Source organism: Paenibacillus sp. FSL F4-0100 (genome assembly GCF_037993005.1).
GTDB lineage: Bacteria > Bacillota > Bacilli > Paenibacillales > Paenibacillaceae > Paenibacillus_AQ.
In genome coordinates, this window is sequence record NZ_CP150303.1 from 243,553 (window position 1) to 264,705 (window position 21,153).

Genomic DNA, 21,153 nt, shown 5'->3' on the forward strand with positions numbered 1-21,153 from the left:
ATGGGAACTCTTCGATATTGCGATTTCATTTATTTCAAATATACCTCTAAACTGAAGGAGAAGGAATCGAAAGTATTCGGGAGGTATGGACATGGCAGGGAGTACGTTTGGAGAGCGGTTAAAAATGACTACGTTCGGGGAGTCACACGGAGAAGCAGTGGGCGTCATTTTGGAAGGCGTCACACCGGGCGTTGAGCTGGACGAGGCCTACATTCAGATTCAGATGGATCGAAGAAGACCCGGGCAATCCTCAGTTACAACTCCTCGCAAGGAATACGATAAGATACGAATTTTATCCGGTCTTTTCGAGGGGCGAACGACGGGAACGCCACTGTGCATCATGCTTAATAACACCGACATGCGCCCGTCGGCATACGACACAATCAAATCGGCCTACCGGCCCGGGCATGCGGATTTCACTTATGAAAAGAAATACAAGATCCGCGACTATCGCGGCAGCGGAAGAGCTTCGGGAAGGGAGACAGCTGCGCGAGTGGCTGCCGGAGCAGTGGCGCGCAAGCTTTTGGAACGTCGGGGCGTCTCCATCATGGCTTATACGACGGAGATTGGTGGCATCCGATGTGAGCAATTCGACGCCGATGCTATCGAACAAAATGCCGTTCGCGCGTGCGATCCTGAAGCAGCCGTTCGCATGATCGAGATGATCGAACGACTGGCAGAAGAAGGCGACAGCTGCGGGGGGATCGTCGAATGTCGAATTAGCGGCATTGCCGCAGGACTGGGGGAGCCCGTATTCGACAAGCTTGACGCTGAGTTAGCGAAGGCAATGTTATCTGTTGGCGCGATTAAGGGCATTGAATTCGGGACGGGCTTCCAAGCGGCCTCTATGCGGGGAAGCGAACACAACGATCAGATGGACGCAGGAGGGTTCCGGACGAACCATGCCGGCGGGATCATCGGTGGTATCAGCACCGGGGCGGACATCGTGTTTCGAGTCGTCGTAAAGCCGACTTCATCCATTTCTATCCCTCAACAGACTGTCGATGTGGACGGCAACGAACGGGAGATTGCGACGATCGGCAGGCACGATCCATGCATCTGTCCCCGCGTCGTACCCGTGATCGAAGCGATGGCTTGCATGGTAATCGAGGATCATTACAAGCGTCAAGCCGCCCTGCAAGACGAATAGCCGTCTGGATGAAGCCGACCCGAGAGTATCAGCTGTGTCTCATTTCAGCCATCGGGTATTTCTGGCTGTATGTTTCGCCACGTCAATTCTTCGGAAAACGGTCCGTTGAATGGAGCTAGAAGTGGCGGTCCCATGAGCGGCAGGCTGTCCAGGTCAGCGGTAAGAGCAAATTATTATACAGCAAAAAACCGGAAGAGACTGAAGTCTTCTTCCGGTTTTTGATTTAAGAGATAAGAAAGTATAAACAACCGAGGCTTAGCATCCTTATCTCGCAAGAAAACTTCCGCTACATGCGGTCTGTCTACTGTGAAAGTACGTCGATAGACGTTTTTCTTATATTTAAAGATCCAATGCGGCTATAAGTCCCGGGGGGTGGGACTGAAATCGCATTAAACCAGGGTTTTCAAGGAATCCGGCGTGAATGGTGCCAACTCGTCAAAACGTCCGTCTCGAACCTTAGCAGCCCACTCTGGATCAGCCAGCAGGGCACGGCCTACGGCAACCAGGTCAAATTCATGCTCCTCAAGGCGGTTCAGCAGCTCTTCAAGGTCCTTCTGGCCGGCACCCTTGCCTTGGGTGAAGAGGCTGGTAAACACTTCATCCAAGCCAACAGAACCAACGGTGATGACCGTTTTCCCTGTCAGTTTCTTGGCCCATCCAGCAAAGTTCAGGTCAGAACCTTCGAATTCAGGCTCCCAGAAGCGGCGGGTCGAGCAGTGGAATATATCGACTCCAGCGTCAGACAGCGCGGTTAACAGCTGATCCAGCTTTTCAGGCGTATCCGCCAGCTTTGCTTCATATTGGGTCGTCTTCCATTGGGATAAGCGGATAGCAACCGGGAAGTCCGGACCCACCGCCTCACGTACGGCTTTCACCACTTCGACCGCAAAGCGGGCGCGCTTCAGCATGTCACCTCCGTATTCATCGGTACGCTGGTTCGTTCTCTCCCAGAGGAATTGGTCGATCAGGTATCCGTGGGCACCATGGATTTCTACTCCGTCAAAGCCAATGCGCTTGGCATTCGCGGCCGCATCGGCATAAGCTTGAATGACCTGCTCGATCTCATCCTTGGTCATCGGCTTCGTGACGATGTTGCCGTCCAGGTCAAGTCCGGATGGTCCGATGGGAAGTGCCTCCGGATTTGGCTCGGCGCCTATTGGTCTAGTCATGCCGATATGCCAAATTTGCGGCATGATCTTACCGCCGACTTCATGGACCTGACGGACCACCTCGGCCCAGCCGTTCAATGCGGCTTCACCATGAAAGTTAGGCACATTGGGGCTATCGGTAGCCGCTGGATGGTTAATCAGTGTTCCTTCGGTAATGATCAATCCGACGCCATTCTCCGCACGCCGGCGGTAGTAAGCGGCCACATCCGGGCCTGGAACGCCGTTAGGGGAGAACCCGCGCGTCATAGGGGCCATCACCACGCGGGACGAAAGAGTAAGGTTACCGATGGTAAATGGCTCGAATAGGGATGCTGTAGAACGGACATTTTGATTTTGGTTGGTCATGTATGGAATCCTCCAATATGTTTAATATGCTTTTCTGTATTTTCATAAAAATAGATATATATGATAAAAAGAAAGAGCTTTTAAGCTTAATCTTCAATTTCACTTTGCTTTTTAAGCCTAAAGCTCTTTCTTGAGTTGTTCGATAAAACGCTGAATGCCTTCCTCATTCCGTCTGTAATATGTCCACTGGCCCGCTCGATGGGATTCTAGTAGACCGGCCTTTTGCAATTTTACCAGGTAGCCAGAAACGACCGACTGAGCGAGTCCTGTTTTATCCGAAATGGAGCCCACGCAGATACCGCCCTGAAAATCACATTTCGAAGGCATGTGATCCTGCGGAGCAAAATGTTCCTCCGGATGCTTCAGCCACTCCAGGATTTTAAACCGGGACTCGTTTGATAGTGCTTTGATGGTTTGTAAGGTATCCATATGCTTATTATATCTATTTTTATAGAAATGTAAATATGGTTTTTAAAAAGATGGCTATCGGAAGATCAAAACAAGACCAAGCGTTTGTTGTTTTGCCGTATGAAGGATGCAGACTACAGCTTACCGTGCTCCCACAAATTCAGCTGATTTGATGCCGGCTTGGCGGCCGAAAATAATGATCTCGGCAACAGAGTTGCCACCGATCCGGTTTTGACCGTGCAATCCGCCTGTTAGTTCACCGGCTGCAAACAATCCTGGAATAGGCTTGCCGTCTTTATCCAAAACTTCCGTGTTCGTGTTGATTTTTACGCCGCCCATGGTGTAGTGAATACCGGGGGCGATTTGGATGGCATGGTATGGCGCCCCGGACAAGTCGTTGTCCATGCCTGTCGTTCTGTTGAATTCGGTATCTTTATTGTTCTTCACCGCGTTGTTCCATGTATCCAGTGTGGCTTTAAGCTGTTCGGCTGGAACACCCATTTCTTTGGCCAAAGCCTCGATCGAATCACCGTGAATGACAAAGCCCATTTTCTCATATTGCTGAATCGCTTTGACGCGGGATTTTACCCCGGAATCGAACACAAGATAAGCCGATTTGTCAGGAAGCTTATTGATGGCGGCGGTGACGTTGTCCCGAGTATCCAGCTCGTTTGTGAAACGTTTGCCTTGGTTGGTCACGAGGATGGCTCCTTCTCCCCGAACGGCTTCCCCGATGAGATAAGATTTCTCCTGCTGCACCGTAGGGTGAACCTGGATTTGATCCATATCGACCGTTGTACCGCCGAGCTTTTCAATCATGGTGATGCCGTCACCGGTGCTGCCTTCCTGGTTGGTGGTCACGTACCCTTTCAGATCGGACCGAACTTCGGAAATCATGTCCATATTGGCTCCGAAACCGCCGGTTGTCACAACGACGGCATCTGCTGCAATGTTTTTCTCATCATTCTCGTTGAAGATGACTTTGACGCCGTTTACCTTGCCGTCTTTTTCCGTAATATCCGTTACCTTGGCATTGACGAATAGCGGAATTTCTTGTTCTTGTACATTTTTTACCAGTCCGTTGACAAGGTATTGTCCTACTGCTGAGCCGTCCTCAGGACGGTGCGTGCGTTTTTCGTTCATGCCGCCCGTAATGGTGATATTGTTCAACCGAATCCCAATGGAATCCAGCCAATCGATCGCGCTTGCCGAGTTGTCAACGAAGAAACGAAGCATGTCTTTGTCGTTGGTTCCATGACCGCCCTTTAAAGTCTCTTCATAAAATAAATCGTTGTTGTCCTTAATGCCCTGTTCTTGTTGGAACTTGGTTTCGGAAGCATTCATGCCCGAAGATGATTTTATGGTATTCCCGCCGGCAATCGGCATTTTTTCAAAAATGACCGGATTCATGCCTTTTTCTTTTGCCTCAAGGGCAGCAGACATACCGGCTCCGCCTGCACCGACGATGATGATATCATACTTTTCTTTGAGCTGATCGATCGGCGTATAACCGGTTTGGGACGCACCCGAAACGGCCGTTTCTTGGTCTTCTTCTTTTTTCGCGTTGTCCTGACTCTGATCCTGGTTCCCGCTGCCGCATCCCGCGATAGCAAGCATGAAAGAGAGAATGAGTATAAGCGTTGCTGCAAACTTCCTTTTCACTGTGTAACCCTCCATTTTCTCTATATCTATTTAGTTGACCATAAAGAGCCAATCGAAAAAGGAGGTCGTAACGTAGGAAAGCGAGAAGCGAAAGGGAACGTGAGCGTGACCTTTACTCTTCGAATCTCAGATCTTCCCCGGTTGCCTCCCTCCGGTCAGCCTCGTCAGATCCACTTCATTGTAATATAGAGCAATCAATTATGTGGTGAATTATTTCACAATGTGTATTGGGTTTTATTTATTACGATGCCACCCGGGCTACGATCTCTTGACTTCCTGCGTGTTTCCAATTTATTTTGCCTCATAAGGATACCGCTTTTTCGCGTTGAGTTCCTTTATAATGAAGATATATAATCTGATAATTGCCTCTGTGGATGATTACGCTCTTAATTGGAGGGGTTTTATGGCACAAACAACAAAAAAGGCGCTTGCCCTATCGCTAAAAAGAATGCTTGAGAAAAAAACGCTTGATAAGATAACCGTTATTGATATTGTTGAGGACTGCGAAGTAAATCGCCAAACGTTTTATTATCATTTCAAGGATATTTATGATCTTGTGGAGTGGATTTGCACAAGCGAGGCTACCATAGCGTTGGATGGCAAGAAAACATATGACACGTGGCAGCAGGGCCTATTGCAAATATTTGAGTATGTGCTGAAAAACAAGGCGTTTGTGACGAGTGTCTATCATTCGATTAAACGAGAGCAGCTGGAAAGGTACCTATTTAACGTAACCTATAATCTTTTGATAGGAGTTATCGAGGAAAAGGCCGTTACGATGTCGATCAGGGATGATGATAAGTCGTTTATCGCTGACTTTTATAAATATGCGTTTGTAGGATTGATGCTGGATTGGATTGCTAAAGGGATGAAGGAAGAGCCCGCTGCGATTGTGGACCGGCTAAGCATTTTGATTCAAGGGGATATTTTTTTCGCGCTTGAAAAGTTTAAATCGCACCACGATCATTAGACAATATTAGGCTTTTGTCGAAAGTTTCGACATTAGGCGGACATTGTCTATAGGAGACCTCCGAATATTTTCTTATGATGAAGTTGCTAGAATCAATTCGGAGGTGACTGGAATGTATTATAGCAATGGAAATTATGAAGCGTTTGCCCGTCCGGAAAAACCGGTCGATGTCGACAAAAAATCAGCATATCTGGTTGGAGCCGGTTTAGGCTCTCTGGCAGCTGCGTGCTTCCTTGTGCGCGACGGCCAAATGAAGGGAGAACGGGTTCACATTCTGGAGGAGCTTAGTCTTCCCGGAGGTGCCTGCGACGGAATTCATGACAGCGATAAAGGTTTTATTATTCGCGGTGGACGGGAAATGGAAGATCATTTTGAATGCTTGTGGGATTTGTTCCGTACTATTCCGTCTCTTGAAATTGAAGGCGCATCGGTTTTGGATGAGTTTTACTGGCTGAACAAGAAAGATCCAAACTATTCTCTAATGAGAGCCACGGTTAACCGAGGCGAGGATGCCCATACGGATGGAAAATTTGCTCTGAGTGAAAAAGCTTCGCTGGAAATCGTGAAGTTATTCTTTACTCGAAACGAAGATTTGTATGATAAGCAAATTACCGATGTATTCACGGAGGATTTCTTTGCCTCGAATTTCTGGCTTTACTGGAGAACGATGTTTGCCTTTGAAGATTGGCACAGCGCTTTGGAGATGAAGCTTTACATTCAAAGATTCATTCACCATATTGGCGGACTGCCTGATTTTTCGGCGTTAAAATTTACGAAATATAATCAATATGAGTCATTGATTCTGCCAATGATGAAATATTTGCAGTCGCATGGCGTTCATTTCCAATATGATACAACGGTCACGAATGTAGTATTTGATATTCAAGGTAATAAGAAGGTTGCCAAGCAAATTGTATGTCGCCGTGCTGGCAATGAGGAATATATCGATTTAACGGAAGATGATTTGGTGTTTGTGACAAATGGCAGCTGCACGGAAAATTCTTCTTCGGGCGACCATCATCGTGCGGCTGAATTCAATCGTTCCGCAGGCGGCTGCTGGGAGCTCTGGAGAAATATCGCCAAGCAGGATCCATCCTTTGGGCGCCCCGATAAATTCTGCACGAATACGGAAGCGACGAACTGGGAATCGGCAACCGTTACGACCCTTGATGACAGAATCCCGCCTTATATCGAAAAAATCTGTAAACGCGACCCGTTCAGCGGAAAGGTCGTTACCGGTGGCATCGTGTCCGTAAAGGATTCCAAGTGGCTCATGAGTTACACTCTAAATCGTCAACCGCATTTCAAAGAGCAGCCGAAAGATCAGCTTGTGGTATGGGTATATGGATTATTCACCGATGTTCCGGGCGATTACGTCAAGAAGCCGATGAGAGAATGTACAGGCGAGGAAATTACGATGGAGTGGCTGTACCACCTGGGTGTGCCAGAGCATGAAATTGCTGACATGGCTGCCAACTCTGCCCGCTGCATCCCGACCATGATGCCTTACATTACGGCATTCTTCATGCCGAGAACAGAAGGAGACCGGCCGAAAGTAGTTCCGGATGGTTGCGTCAACTTCGCGTTTATCGGACAGTTTGCCGACACGGTTCGCGACACCGTATTTACAACCGAATATTCGGTTCGAACAGCAATGGAGGCCGTGTATATCTTATTAAACGTAGACCGCGGCGTACCTGAAGTATTCGGCTCCTGCTACGATGTCCGTGTACTGCTGGACTCCACTTCCAAAATGATGGACGGTAAAAAACTAACCGATTTGAAGCTTCCGTTGATCATGAACTTATTGGAAAAGCAGGCTTTGAAAAAAGTTTCCGGAACCGTCATCGAAGATATATTGAAACGCTATAACATCATATAGTCGAAGTCCCATTGTCAAAGATGATATGGAACATCAATGAGCGCACCAATCCAAGATTGGTGTGCTGTATGGGAAAAAAACAAACACGATAGATCCCTGGCCTTTATGGCCTTTGGAGACCTATCGTGTTTATTTATTCTTTGAAGGAAAGGCCCTTCTCGGCAAGAGCTTCGCGCAGTATTCTGATCGCTTTGGGCCCTACCCCGTGAAGCGCCAGCAGTTCTTTCTCGGATGCTTGGGTGAGGTCGGCAAGCTGATGATAGCCTGCAACGATAAGGGCTTGCCGTGCAGGTTTGCCGGCTTTAACGGGAAAGTCGCTCTCTGCAGCCGGAGTGGGGGTTTTGTCACGCATGCAGATCCCTCTCTTTTCGGTTGTTTTGTTAAAGCGGATATAAGGCACCAGACTGAATGGTAGACGCTAAGTTTTGTAGGAATAATTTAGTAAGATTATGTTATACATCTCATGTTCTGTAAAGAACGAATTCCATATTCATGGCAGAAAAGGCAGATTCATGGAGGGTTCAGGCAATCTTCATAAATTCTATTGACAATCTTAATGAGAATAATTATCATTGTGCTGAGTGTTGATAATGATAATTGTTCTCAATAATTATTATTAGTAAACAATATCTACAATACATAGAGGGTATGAGGGGGAGAAATTCAATGCGCAGTATGAAGGGTCTCGTGTTTATCGTATTGATATTTGCATTGGTTTTAGCCGGTTGTGGCGGAGGCGCGGCATCCAATGATGGAGGCGGCTCTACCGCAGCGCAGAATTCGGATCAAGGGGCCGCACAAGGTGGGGATAACACCGAGGCCACGCCGGAGACCCGAACCATTAAGCACGCCCTGGGCGAAACGGAAATCACTGGCGTTCCTAAGCGTATTGTCGCACTGGAATGGCTTTACGCGGAGGATGTCCTTGCGCTCGGCGTTCAGCCCGTCGGCATTGCAGATATTGAGGGGATGAACCAATGGGTAAGCATTCCGGTGGAGATCGGTTCGGACGTGACCGATGTCGGCACTCGTCAAGAGCCGAATCTCGAGCTTATCGCTTCCTTGAAGCCGGACCTGATCATCGGTTTGAAATCGAATCTTGAAGCTGGCTATGATACTTACAACAGCATCGCGCCAACATTGGTATTCGATCCTTATCCGGTTGAGGGACAAGGGGACCAGTATGAAGAGATGGTTAATACCTTCAATACGATTGCTGACGTGCTTGGCAAAAAAGACGAAGCTGCAAAAGTGCTTAGCGACCTGGATCAAACCTATGCCGACGCCAAAGCCAAGCTTGAAGCTGCCGGTATGACGGAAAAACCATTTGCGCTGGCGATGGGGTACAGTAACCAGAATGCGGTGACGTTCCGGATTTCGACGGACAATTCCCTGGCCGTCAAAATTTTGGAGCACATCGGGTTAACCAATGCCCATAAGCCTAATCAATTTGAGGTTTATGGATTTACCACTGGGGACGTAGAGGCATTGCCTGCCCTTCAGGATGCGAATTTCCTGCATATGATTCAGGATAGCGATAACGTCATCGAGAACCAATTGAAGGACAATCCGGTATGGAAAGGTCTGAACTTTGTTAAAGAAGACCGCGTGTATGCACTTGGCGGTGACATGTGGCCATACGGCGGCCCATTGTCTGCCCAAACCATGGCCCAGAAGACAGCTGATCTGCTCACAAAATGAGTCTCGGCAAGAAACTGGCACAAGGCTCCGCGCCGGTGAGCATCCATCCAGCCCCACCCGTTTCCTCAGGTAGGGGCTGGAAGCCGTTATGGATGCTGGTTGGAGGCCTTGTGGCTCTGTTATTTCTCACGTTTATCAGCTTGACGCAAGGGCTAGCGGATATATCCGTCAAAACGGTGGTCCAGGCCTTGGTGTCTCCTCAGGATATTGCGGATCATCATCTCATCCGCAGCGTGCGCCTTCCTCGAACAGTGATGGGCCTATTATCAGGCGCGGCCTTGGCGGTGTCGGGTGTGCTCATGCAGACCGTCACGCGCAACCCGCTGGCATCGGAGACAACGCTTGGCGTGAATGCCGGCGCTTATTTGGCCGTCGTGGCGGGGATGATCTTCTGGCCGGGACTGCTGCATCAGTATGCCCTTCCTTTGGCTGTGGCAGGGGGAACACTGGCGGCTGTAGCGGTCTATGCGCTGGCGGGAAAAACGCAGGGCTCCCCCTTGCGGATTGCATTGTCCGGGATGATCGTCACTCTGGTTTTATCCTCCGTTACGAGTGCGCTTGTGCTGCTGAACCAGCAAACGACGCAGGGGATTTTTCTGTGGGGCTCCGGCTCGCTAATTCAGAATGACTGGGATGGCGTAGCTTTTTCATGGCCGTGGATCATTGGCGGGCTGATCGTGCTGTGTTTGGCGGTACGCCAGTGGGACATTCTGACCCTCAATGAAGAGTCGGCACGTTCCCTTGGCCAAAAAGTCGGCACCACCCGCTTGCTTGCGATGGGGGCAGCCATTGTGCTGGCCTGCGTGACCGTGAGCGTGGTCGGTCCGATCGGCTTTATCGGGTTGGTCGCTCCTCATCTGGTTCGCCTGTCCGGCGTGATCCGGCATGCGGGGTTAATTCCGCTGGCTGCCTTATGGGGCTCTGCTCTGCTTGTCGGGGCCGACACGGTGGCCAGGATGTTCATAAACGCCTACGGTGAGCTTCCGGTCGGGGCCATTACGGCCATGATCGGAGCCCCGTGCCTCATCTGGCTTGCCATGCGGGTATCCCGCTCGTTGATCGGAGGGCGCGGGGCTTCTGGCGGATCAGCCATGGCGGGCACGAGCCTGCGCCGGATACCATATCCGGCCTTGGTAACACTGTTCAGCGTGCTGCTGGCGCTGGTATGGATATTCAGCCTGATGAGCGGCAGTCTGCGCATTCCCTTCACGGAAGTGCTGGCCGTGCTTACGGGAGGCGGCGAGTCGATGTATCGCCAGATTCTGCTGGAATTCCGCTTGCCGAGGCTGCTCACAGCCGGCTTGTCCGGCATGGCGCTGGCCGTCAGCGGCAGTCTTCTGCAGAATGCGGTCCGGAATCCGCTGGGGGATCCCCAGGTGATCGGAGTGACCAGCGGAGCCGGTGCGGGCGCACTGCTTCTGATGGTAGGCTTTCCGCAATTGTCGGCTGGCTGGGTACCGGTCGGAGCGGTTCTCGGAGGGTTGGCTGCAGCCGCTTTGGTATACGCGGTGTCCTGGAAAAGAGGACTTCATCCGACGATTCTTACGCTGGTTGGAATTGCAGTTGCCGCGCTTGGTTCTGCCATCATCAATCTGATGATCATTCATGCGAAGGTCGACGTAGCGCCGGCATTATCCTGGATGGCGGGGAGCACGTATAACCGGGGCTGGACGGAGGTCCAGCGGATTGTTCCCGCCATTCTGATCCTGCTGCCTCTGGCTGCGTGGCTCGGGCGGAAGGTGGATCTGCTGACGTTCAGCGAAGAAAGCTCCACCGGTCTCGGCCTTCATGTACGGAATACCCGGATGTATGTCGCCATCATTGCGGTGCTGTTGGCTTCGATTGCCGCAGCCAATGTCGGCTCGGTCGGCTTTATCGGACTGCTTGCGCCGCATGCCGCCAGGATGCTGGTCGGCGCCCGCCATCGGCAATCGATGGTCATCGCGGCGCTGCTCGGCGGAATTTTGCTGGCTGGAGCAGACTGGATCGGGAGGGTGGTCATGATTCCGAAGGAATTGCCTTCGGGTATCGTTACCGCGCTCCTGGGAGCGCCGTATCTGTTATATTTGATGGGGAAAACCAATAAGCTGAAGAAGAAATAACCGTCATGATGATTAAATATCCAAAAAGGCTATTCCATAGTCGCCAAGAGAGGTGACAGGGGATAGCCTTTTTTGTCTTCATTCGGTTGATTATATTATTAGATTTGCCTTGCTTCTTCTGGCTGTGGTCGGCTGTTAGGCTTCCGTGTACCGCACAAACGACAGGATGATATCCTGCGGATGATCTCCGAAACCCGAACCATATAGATTCAGGCCGTTCGGGTGCTCGGCGTCTTTCTTCACCTCAAAGCGGATGCGGATTGGCCGGTTAAAGGCAAGCTCCAGCGAATCGATGGTCGTAGCACTGGATTCGTGGCCATTGACCTGGCTGCCTTGCTTGGTTACGCGCCATTCCGTCAGCATGCCGTACTCACTGCCGCTCCTCCATTTATCCGGGGTGAGTTTCCCCTTGCGATCACCAAAATCACCGGGACTTGTCCAAGTACCTACAGGGAGGTCGTTGATGCTAACGGTGATGTCGGATGGCCAATCCTGCTGGAAGGAAGGCGCCTCGGAGCTAAGCTCCGCGCGGATGCGGAGCTCATCAAGAGCCGCTCCGGGCGGCATAGGGTTCGCAAAATAATATTCGATATATCCTGATCCCGAGAACCAGAGCAGCGCAGCCTCCGTTCGTTCCGGCATGTAAAAGGCGCGCGGATCGTCCGGCGATCCGATCAGAGATCCGTCCCGAGCTGCCATGCCGCAGGTTGGCTCGATATAGCAGTGGGAGAACATGCCGATCGGCATGTGGATTTCTTCCGTGCGCTGCAGCCCCTCGCCGGGCTTCGAGGGGAGTTCGAGAAAAATGGAGCGGCAGGTGACGGCGCAGATTTTTTCCCGATTCGCTCCTTGCGAAGAGACGATCAGATCCGCTTGCTCCAGCATCTGGACATTAATGGACACCGTAGGCTGGGCAATCCCAAGCGCCTCCGCCAACTGACCGACACTCATCGGTCTATCGCCGAGCGCTTCAAGGATGCGAACACGGACATCACTGGATAGGGCCTTGGCTACTTCCACGATCCGGGATGCCGGATAACGGTTGGTTTCCAGCTTCGATTCGTTCATAATCCCCTTCCTTTACTGAAGAGTTGTGGTGACTCCAAGTGTACAATAAATTCGATATATTGTAAAAGTATAATGTACATTGCATTTATTATATACAGGTGCTAGAATAGGGGCAAATTCAGAAAAAGGAAAGGTTGTGTTTGCTTCATGAATACTTCTGTAGCACCCTCCATTCACACGGAAATTCCGCGCGCGGAGTACCCCAGACCGGATTTTGAACGAAAAGACTGGTTGAATTTGAACGGCCAGTGGTCGTTCCGGCTCGATACGGAAGGATCAGGTAATGTACGACAGCAAGCGGGTACGAGCGCCGGTGATGACGCTACTGGCTTGCAGGGCGGAGATGCCAGCCTTTTTACCTCAGAGATTACGGTGCCGTTCTCTTGGGTCAGTCCCTTGTCCGGTATTGAGCGTAACGAGAAGGGGGTAGGCTGGTATCGTCGGTCCGTGAAGTGGGAGCCGGCGAAGAAGCAGTCCCGAATCTTTCTGCGGTTTGGCGCCGTCGATTATCTGTGTGATGTATGGGTCAATGGCAAGCATGTCGGCTCGCATCAAGGCGGATACGGAACTTTCGAGTTTGACGTGACAACGGTGTGGGATTCGGCAAAGGACAATACGATCGTTGTCCGTGCAGAGGACTTCGACCATAATTACCAAGCCCGCGGGAAGCAGGGGTATGGCGAGATCCGGGGCATTTGGCAGCCAGTTTGGCTGGAGGCCCGGCCGCAAACCTACATGGAGCAAGCCATCTTTACGACTTCCATTGACGGTCAGATCGAGTTGAAATCCAAGATCCAGGCTCAAGAAGCAGGCGTAGCGACACTCCAACTCTCGTTTGCGGAGGGCTCGGTTACGCATCAGGTGGAGTGGGAGCTGCAAGAAGGCGCGAATGAACGGACAACGGTGTTCCAAGTCCACGACCCGCGGCTGTGGAGCCCCGAAACCCCTCATTTATACGAAGGGGAGCTGCGCCTGGCGGGTTCCTCGGGCGAAGATGTAGTCCATACTTATTTTGGCATACGGGAGATCGGAACGGCGAAGTTCGACGGACGGGATTATCGCTGGATTACGCTCAACGGAAAGCCGGTCTATTTAAACGGAACGCTGGACCAATCCTACCACCAGACGGGATTCTTCACCTACCCGACGGACACGGAGATGCGGGACGAGATCTATCTGATGAAACGGCTTGGTCTGAACTTCGTGCGGATTCATATTAAACCGGAGGAGCCCCGCAAGCTGTATTGGGCGGATAAACTCGGGATTCTGGTGATGGAGGATATGCCATGCTTCTGGGGTAATCCGGATGAAACGGCACGTTCTGCCTATGAGCGCGAAGCGCAGGAAGTGATTGAGCGGGACCGGAATCATCCGTCGATTTTTTCATGGGTCATGTTTAACGAAACTTGGGGACTCCGTACCGACAGTAAAACGACGGGTTTAACGGGCGGAGAGGAGCAGCACAGCTACTATCTTCCGGAGACGCAGGAATGGGTAAGGGAGAAATACAGATGGGCCAAGGAGGTGGACCCGACTCGGATTGTGGAGGACAATTCTCCATGCGCTTACGATCATGTGGAGACGGATATCAACACGTGGCATTTTTACATCAATGGGTATGAACCGCTGCGCAATCATATCGAGGAGATTGTCCAGAAGACTCATCCGGGATCCGAACATAACTATATCGGCGGCAATCAGCAAGGTGACGCTCCGCTCATGAACAGCGAATGCGGAAACGTGTGGGGAGTTGACGGGGGAGCCGGGGACAGCGATCTCGCGTGGCATTACCGTTACATGCTGAACGAATTCCGGCGCCATGATAAGCTGTGCGGTTTCGTATTTACGGAATTCCGTGACGTGACAAACGAATTCAATGGCTACTACCGTCTGGATGGGACGGACAAAAAATTCGGGTATGAGGATTTTGTGCCGGGCATGACGATCGCCGACCTGCACACGCCGGACTTCATCGTGATTGTCGCACCGCCCTGCCAGACGCTGGAGCAAGGGGCTGAGGCCGTCATACCGCTGCTGCGCTCCAGTTATTCGGATCAATACCATGGACAGAAGCTTACCCTGGCTTGGGAATTATCCTATGATCAGCTCGGAACGAAGGTTGTCGCTGATCAAGGGACCTTGGAAGTGGCCTGGGACGGCTACGGTGTTACGCCACTAACGGAATTGAAGCTTCGCATGCCGAAGACAGATGCGGTTGCGATCCTCGGAGTTCGTCTTCTGAATGCAGCGAACGGTGTGGTAACACGCAACTTTACGACGTTTGACGTGCGTGGCGGAAAGGGACAGGGGAACGATGGAGTGGAAGGCAGAACCGTAAGCATCCCGGTTAACACATTCCGTAAGCAAAGCTTCGCCTATATGTGGGAGGCCCTTCAAGGCTCCAAAGTGAATGGCGGCGGAGAAGGCCGATTCGTCTATGAGGTGCAGCTGCCAGATCATGACGAACAGCCGCTAATCCGCGATATCGAGATTTTCTTCGAAGCTGGCGCGAAACGCTTATTAGCCAGAAATATCGAGGGTGCGCGGCATCGCACGCACGGAATCGACTTTATGCACGGGGCGTCGGCGGACGTGGAGTATAACCCAAGCACTTACTATATGACGGATGAAGAGCTGCATGAATCCCGTATATCCGTATGGGTGGACGATGTCCAAATCGGCGAGGCTGTGCTCACAGATGATCCTGCCGATAGCCGAGGCGTTCTCTCGTGGCACTATCAGCCGGTCAACAACCTTCTGGAAGACGCCGGTTCATACGGATACCTGTGCCAGGCGCAGGTACCGGGGAGACTCGCGGCAGAGCTTGACCGCAAGCGCAGCTTCCAACTGAAGCTGCGGGCCGAGGAAGGCGGCATCAGTCTGTATGGTCGGAATGCGGGCCGCTATCCGATCGATTTGCTGGTGCGGTGCCGGTGATCATGAAATAAACCATTAATGTAAAGTATAATAGTAAGTGGGCTGTCCATTTGTAGTGAATAACTACGTGCCGGGCAGCCCATTTTTTTATGGGGATTTTTCGTCTTGACAGCCTTGAGGTGGGAATATGGTGTTATCGGATATTCTCGTCTTCTTTGAAAATAAAGCCGCTCTCTTTCCTTACTTAGTTTGTGCGTGCAATTATTTCAGTAAAAAAACTCGCTTGGCCTAGATGTACGCCCTAATCCCAATCCATATAAAAATTCACCACGAGCTTTTCTTGCCCACAATCAGGACAATCTAGTGCTGTGTTTTGGAGATACTCTAAAGGCTTTGATGGCATTGGAGCTGTACAGCGCGGACATACGTAACGGTTCGTATACGTTTGAGAATCTGATCTCATATGTAAATATGGTTCATTTAGTAGATAGCGGCACTTCTGACATACATACAGACCATCAAAGCAGTCAAAAGTTGAATCCTTCTCATGCATAAACTCTCTGATTCGTTGTCGACCGACATCCTCCTTATACCATTCTAAAATAGAAATCAAATTAATATATTGAAATCCAATACCTAAAAACACCTCTTGATTATATGAGCAGTGACCACAGCTCAATTTACACGCCTCTCCCATAAACTCAACCACCAATCAAGAATAATCTTGTATAGATGTCAACTGATTTTTCTAACGACTATTTTTCTATACATCCCATTCAGCATGACGGGTTTATCTTCTTCTATACTTAAATTTTTATTATTTCTTAGGTACAACTCTTCAAAATTCAATCCAATATCTGTTCCTAAGACTTTAATTAGTGGTCTAAACAACTTTTTTGATAACGAGAGTTTATTGTTACTAGGGGTAAATTTATCGAAAATAACGATCCTTCCTTCTTGTTTTAAAACTCTACCCATTTCTTGAAAACACTTGTCAGCATCAGGTACTACGGAAAGAATTAGACTTCCAACCACATAGTCAAACGACATATCGTTAAACGCCATATTTTGAGCGTCCATTTCTAAAAACTTAATGCGAGAATTCTTGAATTTCGCTCTTGCTTTTCTCAACATATCTGGTGAGAAATCTATAGCCGTTATATCTAAATCATTATGGTTCAATAACTCTAAATCAGCTCCTGTGCCTACGCCGACAAAAAGTATCTTTTGTGTGTTATTGAAGGGGGCCTCTTGGAATATTTGTTTACGTGCATGGAGAAAAATGTTTGAATTGAAAATTTTATCATAAATGGGTGACCAGATTTTATAAATAATTTTATTCCAATTGTTATTCATTGGTTGGCTCCTGAGTAATTATTAATAGATATCTGTCGCATCTAGAATACTCAACTATCTCTTTGATCCTTCATCACTACATTTATACTAGGTATTTCGATTCGATCTTCCTCTTTTCCAGAACTTCAATAGTCTACTCGCTTCTTCGCCCTATTCTTCCGGGACTGAGGGCTGCTAGAACCGCAGCGTGAATGCGTTGTTATCGGATCTAATTGCCCTTTTTGATTTATATGGATTTTTCCTTTAATGTCAGTTTAATGGAATTAGCCTCCGCGGCCATTTGTTTATGTACTGTAATAATGCAATCAAGGCGGGTGAGTCTTTCTTCGAGTTTTATATTATTAGGCTCGTCTTCTAACTGAGCCATAATGGAAAAGAATTGTGGGACCTCCCACACACTTCTTAGGGCAGTGCTTAAACAGAATCCATATCTCACTAATCCCATGTCACCCTGCCATCCCATATCTCGCAACCCCTCTAGGTATGCATTATATAAAGAGCTTTGAAATCTCATATATTGGTCAGGCGGAATACTACCAAGACTCATATTCACCCCATACAACTTACCCAAGTCTTCGCCAATACCAGATATACTCATGAACTGCCAGTCGATTAGAACGAGTTGACTTTCGCTCGCTTCTTTTTTAACGAGCAACATATTCATCTGGCTCAAATCTTGATGTGCCAGTACACGCGGTAGCTGTTGGAGCGAGTCAATTGAAGAGTCAATGTTTTTGAGCATCTCTTGATACCAAGCCCAAGTACTTTGCACATTGTCTGTAGATATTCGACTTACATACTCCTCCATATTAGGAGCATATATGCGGCTTGCAGTCGACCATGATTTGAGCCAAGCTCTGCATATCCACTCATGTTCAGGCATCATTTTTATTCCTTTAAGATAGGCCCCATTAAAACGGCCTAATTGTCGGGCGATATATGAAAATTGCTCAACTGTTTTTGCGTATTCGCCCTTAATATATTCCATCCAGATCCATATGGTACCATCTTGTTGTTCTTCAACCAAATAGCTCTCTGCACCATAAATAGAATCAGGAAGTTCTCTTAAAACTCCTGACTCAAATACAAGTGCTTCACGTCTCCAGTAGTTGTGATGTTCAAAGTTATCTTTCTCGGGTGTGTCTGGCTTAATGATTTTTAAGATAACGCACCACGGCTTCAATTCGTTATATAGCTTTACCAACCCATGCAAACGAAATATACCAGAGGTTGTGAAGTTTGGAGTCTTATAACCAGTATTATCACAAGTTATTGACACAAGTTCAGCAGCTGAATTTCCATGTATGGATTCAATACAAGCGTTGATCTGGTCAAACTTATCCTCTATAGGTATGTTGGAATTATTCTTCAATATAATTTCTGAGTGCATTTAATCTATCCCTTTATTTAATTTTTACTTGCATTGATTTTAGATAATGTTTTCTCTACGAATTCACCCATTTCCCACATAGAACCCAATGGACGAATTCGTCTAATATACACATACAGTATATTAGACAAAGAGGGGGTCAATCCTGCTCCATCTCCGATAAGGTTGCTTCACATGAAAATCAAGCCTTATAAAAAAGCCAGCGTCATCCCAATGGTTGGATAACGCTGGCTTCTTCTGCCTGCGACGAACCTGTTTCACCGCTTCTTCCAGAACAGCTGCAGCGCCATCTTCGCGCACCATAGGGAGAACAGCAGGAACAGCAGCGCCCAGACGAAGGCCGGGAGCACGGTCATGTTGGCCAGGTTGGAGGCGTCGCCCGCTTGCTTGGGCTGGGCCAGCGCCATGGTTAGGAGAGTTAGCGGACCGACCACGGACTCTTCCAGCACGAGAAAGGCGAGCAGCAGGTAGTAGAAATTACGGACCTTCTCGCCAAGGAAATAGAAGATCAGATTCACGATCATAAAAATAATGAGCCACCATAATCCATAGCCGGCGCGTACGAAGAAAATGATCATGATGAGGGCAAGCACGGTAATGGTGATCAGGCCGGTGTCCTGTTTTTTCTTGGCATAGCCGTAGAACATCAGAATGGCGAATAGGGATGCCGACATATAGCCTGCAAGCGAGACCACAATCGGACTCCAGCCACCGGAAGCCAGCATGGAATAGGTCACGCCGCTGTGATCGGGATTCAGCTCGATGCTGAGCACGCGCCCCGACATGAGAAGGGTCATGACGGCATGCCCCAGCTCATGGATCATCGTATCCAGGATGCGGAACCAGGAAGAGAAGGGGATCAGCCTTGTCAGAATAGCCGCACCCACTAGAAATAACAATGCTTTCAGCCATTTATTCATTCGAAGGTCCTTTCAGCATAAAGTCATTCGCTAGACTATCATTCCGTCCATTATAATACAGATGAGAAACATGTGAAAATCGGTTAGTCCCTATAGGTTAAATGGTATAATTGAAGTTGTGACGGAGGTTCATATTCGATGAAAAACGATAAGCCTAACAACGACAATCACATAGAACATATAAGACATACTACGCTCGTGAATGACCAAGGGATTCGTTTTGCTGAATTTGAGCTGGCAGGCGACGAGCAGGACGTCTCGTTACTGGACAAGCCATCAGATCATCAGGGGCAGGAACCCGTTGATTCTGCTGCCAGAGCGAAGGAATCCCTGATTGTGAAGCCGCAGGAGCCGCTGGATATGAATTGGGGCGAGGACTTCCGCTACGTGACCAAGGAGCAGCAATTCGTGCAAAAGGCAAGGGAGCTCGCATGGCATGTAGAGGGAGAGGCCCCTTTTGTAGCCTTCAAAAGCTATTGGCCGACCTACGACCAGATGGCCAGCGACCAGTTCAAATGGTATTTTTACTGGCGGGAGGAAGTAAGGTCTGGGCGGTACCCGGATACGGACTTATCCTATTTGTTTGTCTATTTTTACGAGCTGATCCATGGCGTGGGCTGGAGCGATCCCCTGCAGGGCTATGCATTGATGGAGCAGGCGTGGATGGCCTACCGGAAGCGTTATGCCAAGCTGGATACGTACCTGCGGGAGTGGCTATATGATTTTATGATCGTGCATGGCCTGGATATGCCGATCCGGGAAACGTATCAGCGCTTTCCGCGCGTCTTGTCCGCTGAGCTGAAGGAGAAGGAATGGAAGCGCCGGTTCTCTCTCCAGCCCGTGGAGCTATCATGGGAGTTGCTGCTGGATTTGCTGGATTATGACGTGGAGAAGAGCCGTTTTTACCAGGAGAATGGCCGCAAGGACCTGGAACAGTACGCCCCGAAGGTGATTGCACTCGTGGACAGTTACTTAGCCAAAATGAAGGGGCAGCGCTTCATCGACCGCTTTCAACCACGGCCCCGGCAGGTGAAACGGCATTTATTCCGCAGCGCGGTGTACGATCATGGGTTATACGGGCGAAACGTCGTGCTGACGGTGGTATCCTTAAGCGAGTACGCTCCTCTGCGCTCCTATATAACGGGGCTGGTTCGCTTGACCGAGAATAAGCTGCGGGAATTGAGAGGCTTTAAGGGACGGCTGCGCGGCCAGGATGCGGTTGAGCCCGAAGTGGAAGAGATCGTCACCCGTTATCTGAAAAAAGAGGTTCAGGAGCAGCTGGAGGCTCAGCGCAAACAGGCGATACCGGAGGTTCAGATCGACACGGGGAAGCTGCACAGATTACAGCGGGAGTCGGACCAGGTCCGCGACATGCTGCTTACGGAGGAAGCCGGGCAGCAGGCTGAGGTGATCAACAGCCAGCCGGCACCGGAGTCTGCTCCGTCAGTTGGAGCCTCTCCAGGCTACTCCGAAGATGTGGGAACAAGCACTAACATGGCTTCGCCTTCCAAAGGCCGTTCCTCCCGAAAATCGGCGGCGAAGAAACCGGACGTGTTCCAAGCTGTGATGGATTTTGATGCGGACCCTTATGAGCCGGGCGCTATAGAGGTGCGTGATCAGCTTGATGAAGCAAATGGCATCGTTCGTTCCGTGAACACGGAAGAATCGGAATCAGAAGCAGCTAACAGAAGGTCTATGGAGTCGTCAGGGAGCACTGATGATCGCTCAATGCAATCCATGGGCCCTCTAGATGAACATTCATCTGAGGCTGGGGGTATCCATGTTATGGATCCGCACGTTGTAGATGAAGAGGCGATTTCAGTGATGCCTACAGTAGGAGAGCGGTCGTGGCAATGGGAGGTAGAGGATGAGGAATGGCAGGAGCTCGCAGAGCGTCTCAATCCCATCCACCTCGAAGTTCTCCACGCCCTCAAGGTAGGATCGAACCGTCTGGGGCTGCAGCAAATTGCGGAGAAGGCCGGTTCTATGCCGGCGTTATTGCTTGATGAGATCAATGAGGCCGCGATGGATACCATCGGTGATCTTCTGATCGATGGAGAGGCCATTGCGGATGATTATATAGATATGCTGGAAACATTAAAGTCCGTGTAACAGGACGGATTGAAATCGTTTGGACTCGTTATGCTTGTAAG

Annotated in this window: 15 protein-coding genes; 7 read left to right on the forward strand and 8 right to left on the reverse strand. The window is 49.8% G+C overall.

All coding sequences use genetic code 11. The features are described 5' to 3' along the window. Nucleotides 1-91 precede the first annotated feature (91 nt). Nucleotides 92-1,150, forward strand: coding sequence for a chorismate synthase (gene aroC, locus MHH48_RS01200; protein ID WP_076322659.1), 1,059 nt, complete (start codon nucleotides 92-94; stop codon nucleotides 1,148-1,150). 389 nt (nucleotides 1,151-1,539) lie between these two features. Here aroC and MHH48_RS01205 read toward each other — a convergent pair whose 3' ends face one another. The 3 genes from MHH48_RS01205 to MHH48_RS01215 form a co-directional block, all read right to left on the reverse strand. Next, nucleotides 1,540-2,664, reverse strand: coding sequence for an NADH:flavin oxidoreductase (locus tag MHH48_RS01205; protein WP_076322658.1), 1,125 nt, complete (start codon nucleotides 2,662-2,664; stop codon nucleotides 1,540-1,542). A 117-nt stretch (nucleotides 2,665-2,781) separates the two neighbouring features. Next, nucleotides 2,782-3,093: a helix-turn-helix transcriptional regulator gene (locus tag MHH48_RS01210; protein WP_076322657.1), complete on the reverse strand. Its 312-nt coding sequence runs from the start codon at nucleotides 3,091-3,093 to the stop codon at nucleotides 2,782-2,784. A gap of 120 nt (nucleotides 3,094-3,213) precedes the next feature. Next, nucleotides 3,214-4,734, reverse strand: coding sequence for a flavocytochrome c (locus MHH48_RS01215; protein WP_076322656.1), 1,521 nt, complete (start codon nucleotides 4,732-4,734; stop codon nucleotides 3,214-3,216). 403 nt (nucleotides 4,735-5,137) lie between these two features. Here MHH48_RS01215 and MHH48_RS01220 point away from each other — a divergent pair, with 403 nt between their 5' ends. Next, nucleotides 5,138-5,704 (forward strand): TetR-like C-terminal domain-containing protein, encoded by a 567-nt coding sequence (locus MHH48_RS01220; RefSeq protein WP_076322655.1) that lies wholly within the window; start codon nucleotides 5,138-5,140, stop codon nucleotides 5,702-5,704. Nucleotides 5,705-5,816: 112 nt separating this feature from the next. Continuing rightward, nucleotides 5,817-7,586 carry an oleate hydratase gene (locus MHH48_RS01225; RefSeq protein WP_076322654.1) on the forward strand — a complete coding sequence of 590 codons (1,770 nt, stop codon included), beginning with the start codon at nucleotides 5,817-5,819 and terminating at the stop codon, nucleotides 7,584-7,586. 133 nt (nucleotides 7,587-7,719) lie between these two features. On the opposite strand, the gene MHH48_RS01230 is transcribed toward MHH48_RS01225, so the two are convergent. Then, nucleotides 7,720-7,938 carry a DNA-binding protein gene (locus tag MHH48_RS01230; RefSeq protein WP_076322653.1) on the reverse strand — a complete coding sequence of 73 codons (219 nt, stop codon included), beginning with the start codon at nucleotides 7,936-7,938 and terminating at the stop codon, nucleotides 7,720-7,722. A 314-nt stretch (nucleotides 7,939-8,252) separates the two neighbouring features. Between MHH48_RS01230 and MHH48_RS01235 the strand changes: the two genes are divergently transcribed. Together MHH48_RS01235 and fhuB are read left to right on the forward strand one after the other, a co-directional pair. Beyond that, the gene (locus MHH48_RS01235) at nucleotides 8,253-9,287 is read left to right on the forward strand and encodes an iron-siderophore ABC transporter substrate-binding protein (protein WP_076322652.1); all 1,035 of its coding nucleotides are present in this window, start codon (nucleotides 8,253-8,255) and stop codon (nucleotides 9,285-9,287) included. A gap of 110 nt (nucleotides 9,288-9,397) precedes the next feature. Beyond that, a complete protein-coding gene (gene fhuB / locus MHH48_RS01240) occupies nucleotides 9,398-11,389 on the forward strand; it encodes a Fe(3+)-hydroxamate ABC transporter permease FhuB (RefSeq protein ID WP_340390000.1) in 1,992 nt (663 codons plus the stop codon). A 135-nt stretch (nucleotides 11,390-11,524) separates the two neighbouring features. Here the strand turns inward: fhuB and MHH48_RS01245 are convergent, their stop codons facing one another. Next, complete coding sequence (locus MHH48_RS01245; RefSeq protein WP_076322650.1) at nucleotides 11,525-12,457, reverse strand: helix-turn-helix domain-containing protein; 933 nt, start codon at nucleotides 12,455-12,457, stop codon at nucleotides 11,525-11,527. A 147-nt stretch (nucleotides 12,458-12,604) separates the two neighbouring features. On the opposite strand from MHH48_RS01245, the gene MHH48_RS01250 reads away from it, so the two are divergent. After that, nucleotides 12,605-15,394, forward strand: coding sequence for a glycoside hydrolase family 2 (locus MHH48_RS01250; protein WP_076322649.1), 2,790 nt, complete (start codon nucleotides 12,605-12,607; stop codon nucleotides 15,392-15,394). A gap of 675 nt (nucleotides 15,395-16,069) precedes the next feature. On the opposite strand, the gene MHH48_RS01255 is transcribed toward MHH48_RS01250, so the two are convergent. The 3 genes from MHH48_RS01255 to MHH48_RS01265 all read right to left on the reverse strand — a co-directional run bounded on the left by MHH48_RS01255 (nucleotide 16,070) and on the right by MHH48_RS01265 (nucleotide 19,000). Continuing rightward, a complete protein-coding gene (locus tag MHH48_RS01255; RefSeq protein WP_076322647.1) occupies nucleotides 16,070-16,690 on the reverse strand; it encodes a class I SAM-dependent methyltransferase in 621 nt (206 codons plus the stop codon). Nucleotides 16,691-16,916: 226 nt separating this feature from the next. Beyond that, a complete protein-coding gene (locus MHH48_RS01260; RefSeq protein ID WP_076322646.1) occupies nucleotides 16,917-18,080 on the reverse strand; it encodes a phosphotransferase in 1,164 nt (387 codons plus the stop codon). A 257-nt stretch (nucleotides 18,081-18,337) separates the two neighbouring features. After that, nucleotides 18,338-19,000: a M50 family metallopeptidase gene (locus MHH48_RS01265; protein ID WP_076322645.1), complete on the reverse strand. Its 663-nt coding sequence runs from the start codon at nucleotides 18,998-19,000 to the stop codon at nucleotides 18,338-18,340. A gap of 138 nt (nucleotides 19,001-19,138) precedes the next feature. Here MHH48_RS01265 and MHH48_RS01270 point away from each other — a divergent pair, with 138 nt between their 5' ends. Then, complete coding sequence (locus MHH48_RS01270; protein WP_076322644.1) at nucleotides 19,139-21,112, forward strand: TerB N-terminal domain-containing protein; 1,974 nt, start codon at nucleotides 19,139-19,141, stop codon at nucleotides 21,110-21,112. The last annotated feature ends 41 nt before the right edge of the window (nucleotides 21,113-21,153 follow it).

Excerpts from the sequence above, each read along its gene's own strand:
- aroC (WP_076322659.1), top strand. The coding sequence starts at position 92 with ATGGCAGGGAGTACGTTTGGAGAGCGGTTAAAAATGACTACGTTCGGG.
- MHH48_RS01205 (WP_076322658.1), bottom strand. The coding sequence starts at position 2,664 with ATGACCAACCAAAATCAAAATGTCCGTTCTACAGCATCCCTATTCGAG.
- MHH48_RS01210 (WP_076322657.1), bottom strand. The coding sequence starts at position 3,093 with ATGGATACCTTACAAACCATCAAAGCACTATCAAACGAGTCCCGGTTT.
- MHH48_RS01220 (WP_076322655.1), top strand. The coding sequence starts at position 5,138 with ATGGCACAAACAACAAAAAAGGCGCTTGCCCTATCGCTAAAAAGAATG.
- MHH48_RS01225 (WP_076322654.1), top strand. The coding sequence starts at position 5,817 with ATGTATTATAGCAATGGAAATTATGAAGCGTTTGCCCGTCCGGAAAAA.
- MHH48_RS01230 (WP_076322653.1), bottom strand. The coding sequence starts at position 7,938 with ATGCGTGACAAAACCCCCACTCCGGCTGCAGAGAGCGACTTTCCCGTT.
- MHH48_RS01235 (WP_076322652.1), top strand. The coding sequence starts at position 8,253 with ATGCGCAGTATGAAGGGTCTCGTGTTTATCGTATTGATATTTGCATTG.
- MHH48_RS01245 (WP_076322650.1), bottom strand. The coding sequence starts at position 12,457 with ATGAACGAATCGAAGCTGGAAACCAACCGTTATCCGGCATCCCGGATC.
- MHH48_RS01250 (WP_076322649.1), top strand. The coding sequence starts at position 12,605 with ATGAATACTTCTGTAGCACCCTCCATTCACACGGAAATTCCGCGCGCG.
- MHH48_RS01255 (WP_076322647.1), bottom strand. The coding sequence starts at position 16,690 with ATGAATAACAATTGGAATAAAATTATTTATAAAATCTGGTCACCCATT.
- MHH48_RS01260 (WP_076322646.1), bottom strand. The coding sequence starts at position 18,080 with ATGCACTCAGAAATTATATTGAAGAATAATTCCAACATACCTATAGAG.
- MHH48_RS01265 (WP_076322645.1), bottom strand. The coding sequence starts at position 19,000 with ATGAATAAATGGCTGAAAGCATTGTTATTTCTAGTGGGTGCGGCTATT.
- MHH48_RS01270 (WP_076322644.1), top strand. The coding sequence starts at position 19,139 with ATGAAAAACGATAAGCCTAACAACGACAATCACATAGAACATATAAGA.